This window comes from Caenimonas sp. SL110, from assembly GCF_001044395.1.
Taxonomy (GTDB): Bacteria; Pseudomonadota; Gammaproteobacteria; order Burkholderiales; family Burkholderiaceae_C; genus Ramlibacter.
This window is the reverse complement of record NZ_JANU01000060.1, coordinates 1-5,201: the sequence shown is the minus strand read 5'-3', so window position 1 is coordinate 5,201 and position 5,201 is coordinate 1. Positions and strand designations below refer to the sequence as shown.

Genomic DNA, 5,201 nt, shown 5'->3' with positions numbered 1-5,201 from the left:
GTGGTCGAGCAGTACGACTACGACGAGGCGGGCCGCAAGGTGCGCCAGACCAGTACCTACGACGGTACGTCGATCACCAGCGAAGCCGTCAGCTACGAGTACGACCTGCGCGGCAATGTGACGAAGGTCGAACAGGCCGGAGTCACCACGCGCCTGCAATGGGACACGCAGGGCCGTAAGACCGCCGAGGTCGATGGCAACGGCAGCAAGGCCGAGTGGACGTACGACTACTTCGGGCGCGTGACGTATCACAAGGACATTGGTGGGGCTGTGTACTCGTACGCGTACGACAAGGCGAAGCAGCTGATCGCCATCACCAATGACCGTCCGGGCGGCTTGAAGCAAAACCTTGCCTACACCTACGACACGGCAGGGTTGCTGGTCAAGATCAAGGACAACACCCTCGGCCAGACCACGACGTATGCCTACGACCTGGCAGGTGCGCGCATTCGTGAGAAGACGACGCAGCTCACCAACGTCAACGGTGTGAACGTGGCCGTCACCTATCAAGACAACCACCTCGCCTACGACACCTTCGGACGTCTCGCCTGGGTGGGCGATGGCCGCGCCTACGTCACGATGGCTTATGACAAGGTGGGCAACCGCACCAACATCAAGACGCACGTCATCACGGCTCCCGGCGAAGACACCGGAGAGATCACCCACGACACCGACCGCTACTTCGAGTACGACGCGATGAACCGCCAGACCAAGGCGGACGTGAACGCCAAGGGCGAACTCGGCACCACCGGCCACGAAATCAAATACGACAAGGCCGGCAACAAGATCAGCGATACGTGGTTGGGCAACCAGGTCACGGTGACACCGGGGACGACGTACACGCAGACGGTGTACGGGCCTAACGGAGACTTTGAGAACACCTACTCGACGCCTGCGACGTACTCGGCCAGCCTGGGGTTGACGACCGAGGCCTACACCTATGACGCACGCGGCAAGGTGGTTGGGATCGATCGGGATGGTGTTCGCGTGGACACGCGTTTCTACGACGCGGCGGGAAGGACCTTGCAGACCGGCGCGGCGACGCCGCTCGACACGAACTACCTGAAAGCGTTGAACGGAACGAACAGCCAGGGCGCGGTGCTGGACGGCAACGGCACCGAGCGCCGCACCAACCTGTACGACGCGAACGGGCGTTTGGTCCACCAGATGGTGAGGAACAACGAGGGTGGGTTGAAGTACGACCTGTACTACACCAAGCCAGACAACACGGCGAACTACGACGGCGCCGGGAACATGCTGGGCTATATCCTGAACAACGATGAGGCCAAGACGCAGTACCAGTACACCAACACCTATGAAAAGCGCGAAGGCTATGTGCAGACCGTGGTGGACGGCGTGCACGACAAGAAGCCCGAGCTGAGTGGCAAGTCGACCAGCACGTATGACGCGAACGGGTATCTGGTGGGCGTGACTGACAGCACGCTGGGGGCGAACAACCGCACTTTCGTCAATGACGCGAACGGACGCGTGCTGTACGCGAAACAGGGCTCGCACATCCAAAGGCAACTGATCGTCAACGGTGAGGTGCTGGGCCGTTACGGCGAGATGGTCGACGACAAGGCGGCACGCAATCCAGACGGAAGCCCGGTGTTCAAGACCAGCGCCGACTTCAACTTCGGGTATGCCGCCACGGCAGGCAACACCCCGGACCTCGCCCAAAGGGTTCACGTCGTGGGCGCAGGCGACACGCTAGAAGCGATCGCCAAGGCCATGTACGGCGACACGCGCCTCTGGTACCGCATCGCCGATGCGAACGGGATGACCAGCAATGCGGATCTGAAAGCCGGTCAGTTGATCAAGATTCCGGGAACGGAGACCAGCTCCAACAACGCCGACACGTTCAGACCGTATCGCCCCGGAGAAATCATCGGGGATACGAACCCGAATATGCCAAGGCCGCCGCCGAAGAAGGCGAGCATGTTTGGGCAGCTGCTGGTGATCGTAGTCGCGATCATCGTGACCATCTACACCGCAGGCGCAGCAGCCGCGGCGTTGGGGCAGGCAACCGCAACGACAGTGGCTACTGCAACAACTGCAGCGACGACAACAGCCGCGTCAACGTTCGGCGCGGGTCTGGCGGCACTATCCGGTGGGACTGCAGTCGTTGGTGGCGCAACGGTAACAATCGGCGCTGGCGCTGTGAGCGCAGGAGTTGCTGCGGTGGGCGGGGCAGTGATTGGCGGAGCGATGGGTTCAATTGCCAGCCAGGCCGTCGGCGTCGGTCTGGGCATGCAGGACTCGATCAACTGGAAGGGCGTCGGCCTGAGTGCACTCTCCGCAGGCGTGACCTCTGGGCTCGGAGCGGCGGCGACGGGAGCGCTATCAGGTCCGGACCTGAATGCAGTGATGGGGCGCGCGGCGCTGGGGAATCTGGTAACGCAGGGCGTTGGTGTAGCAACGGGGCTTCAGGACAAGTTCAACTGGCGAAGCACAGTCGCGAGCGCGGCCGGCGCCGGAGCGGGTCAGGTGATCGGCGACGCGCTGAGCAGCGCGCGAGCGTTCGAAGGGCTTGCAGCCTACGGCGCACAGCTTCCGCAGATTGCACGAGGGACTGTGAGCGGGCTGGCTGCTGGGACGACTGCGGCGGTACTGCGGGGTGGGAAGATCAGTGTGCAGCAGGTTGGGGTGGATGCGTTTGGCAATGCGTTGGGTTCATCGATTGCGGACACTCTCAGTACGGCACCTGCAGTTCAGGGGGTCGGCCCGAACTCCTCGAGCGCGTACGTCAACGGAATGGACCTGCAAAGCGACCAGGCCTATGCAGCACGCCGTGAGCGTGAGTGGAGCGCTACAAACGACATCATCACAGCGCGTAAAGCGACCGAAGCTTTTGAGAGTGGTGTCAATGGGATGACGATACCGAGCGGCTACGTATTCGCTGGTGGGCCGATGTCTCCTGCAGATCAAGCACGCGGAAGCGCTCTCCTGCATCGCGACTTCGACAAGCAAAACGCTCGCGAAGCCCAATCGCAGCAAGCACCCGCCGAGGGTAAGCTGCAGTTTCTCGGTCAAGGCGAAGTGGACAGAGAACCGGCGATGCTAAAAATACGGGCTGGCATTTCCGCTCCGTATCAAGCTGAACCAACAGTATCCGCAAAGATTCCCAAGGATTCAGTTGGGGATTGGGTCAAGAGTCTGAATTTGCCCGCGGAAATCCCCGGGATGGGTTGGCTATCTGCGGAGCAAGGATTGGCGTCCGCGCAGAACTGGCGAAGTCGTCTTGACCGAACGGGCAATCCGCTTTACGCGGTGGCAGAAGGCGTTGCGACGCTATGGGCGGAGCACGGTGAAGAAGTATTCATGGTGCTCGGCTCGATCCGGGGCGTTCCCACCAAGTCGGGCAAGCTGGCAAGTCTGGATGCCGAAATATCCGCGCTTCAACGCATAGGCCAGAATCCAGCTGGCCCGAACCTAACAGCAAGAGAACCAAATTCCGTTTTGCTGAAGCAAGCGGAAACCATTTCGACGGCGAAAGCAAATCAATCGACCACACCCCGAGACTTACAAGAGCAGGCGCTTTTCAATCGGGTTCTTGAGAGTCCAGCTTCAGGAAATCCGCTGCGATCTCTGAGTGGTGATGCTCGATTTGCACAATCGGCCGGCTTCACAAAGATGGAAGCTACACACCGCCTCCCTGACGGGTCAAGCATTTCAATTCATTATCAATACAACTCGACCAGTGGGCGACCTTACGACATTAAGATTGTCACTCCCCAGCCGGCACCGGCCGTTCTGCAGCCTGGGCGAAGCATCCGTTAAGGGGAATTGCATGAAAATTCGCGAAAAAATTTCCAATCTGACATTCGATGTCTACGGCATCTATTGGCACGCTGACAAAGCATACTTTTATTGCTTTCCTCGCAAGAGTACTGGTCTCTCGAGCTATTCCGAGGAAGAGGTTGAAGTCTTTGATGCAAGAATCGATGATGACTTCGTGTTCGTGACAATGGCGCAGGGCGCGTCAGGGATTCTTCACCGCCACTTAGTGGCTGACGCGTTGCTCGATCAGCTTTTGGAGCACGACCCAGAGGCGTACGCGAAGTTCAAGTCGCTAATTGGCAGGGAGCCTTAACCAGTTTCTGTGGATGCGATGGAGAGCGCAGTTGCTTACGGTGGCACAGCCGGACCGCTGAGAAAAACCCTGGCCTTCCTTATTTATTTTTATACGGCTGGGAGGAGCAGGTCAAGGCACATCGAATGAAAAATGAGAACTTGGTCAATGCCTACGTGCTTCCAAACTTGCTGTACGAACTGATGTTCCTTCAAGACGAGTACGGTATCGATGTGCCCGATCAGGACTGGACGAATCCAGCAACTATCGATGCCGTTATTCGGAGGTTTGTCCTTTCAAGGTTTGAATCGTTCTCTTCGGGCACGAAGGACGTGATTCGAAATACGCTTCAATATCTTCTCGTGAATGAAGGACCGGAAAGCGAGATTTGGGAAACGATATGGCAGGCCAGTTCTGCCCCGATCCCAACCCCCGATGGAGAGCGCGCATTCTTTCTACGTTGCTACAAAGCGCTCTTTGGCGACGTTCTCCCTAAAGCTCCGTTGATGTCGAGCTTCCACGTAAATCACTCAATGCAGGTGGCAAACCGTTTGAATTGAAATCTGCACTCGGAGCCTCATCGGCAGCAAGCTAGCGAAGCCAAGCGACAGACCAAAATGGTCTACAACCAGTTCGGCACGGGGCTCACAGCGACTATGCAAACATACGTTTTTGGCGATTGTCCAATCTGCGGTCAAGGTCAGTTGCTCGCAGTGAATAGCGCAGCAGAAAATCAACTACTTCTTATGTGCAATGAGTGCGAATCAATCTGGAAGACGCCCGACGCATCGAACTCGTTCAAGAACGTGCTCCAAGACATCAGCGCCCCAGTTCGAAGCACAACTTTGGAAGAGATGGATGGGTCTGATTGGCGTGGGCTTCAAACCGGGATTATCGATGTCTCTCGCTGAGCGATGTCTTAACCACACCTCGCGCAGACTGAACAACGCACGTATTTCAACCTGATGAGTGTGCCCAGCAGGTGATCGTCACCAGCAATCACCGTCACCTTTGTGCCCAAGTCGTACTCGCTCACGCAGACCACGGCAGCACTCGCCGCAGTGACCAGCGCCGTCCAGACCTTCGTGGTCTCGGCAGCGCCTGAAGGCATCTCGAACTTCAGCCACAC

Annotated in this window: 3 protein-coding genes; all 3 read left to right on the top strand. The window is 58.2% G+C overall.

All coding sequences use genetic code 11. The annotated features are described in order from the left end of the window. A partial coding sequence (locus AQ12_RS22300) for a LysM peptidoglycan-binding domain-containing protein (protein WP_152682882.1) occupies positions 1 to 3,780 on the top strand: 3,780 nt, incomplete at its 5' end. Between the two features lie 10 nt (positions 3,781 to 3,790). After that, positions 3,791 to 4,093 carry a hypothetical protein gene (locus tag AQ12_RS20385; RefSeq protein ID WP_048441816.1) on the top strand — a complete coding sequence of 101 codons (303 nt, stop codon included), beginning with the start codon at positions 3,791 to 3,793 and terminating at the stop codon, positions 4,091 to 4,093. Between the two features lie 125 nt (positions 4,094 to 4,218). Then, positions 4,219 to 4,632 (top strand): hypothetical protein, encoded by a 414-nt coding sequence (locus AQ12_RS20380; RefSeq protein WP_048441815.1) that lies wholly within the window; start codon positions 4,219 to 4,221, stop codon positions 4,630 to 4,632. Positions 4,633 to 5,201: the final 569 nt, after the last annotated feature.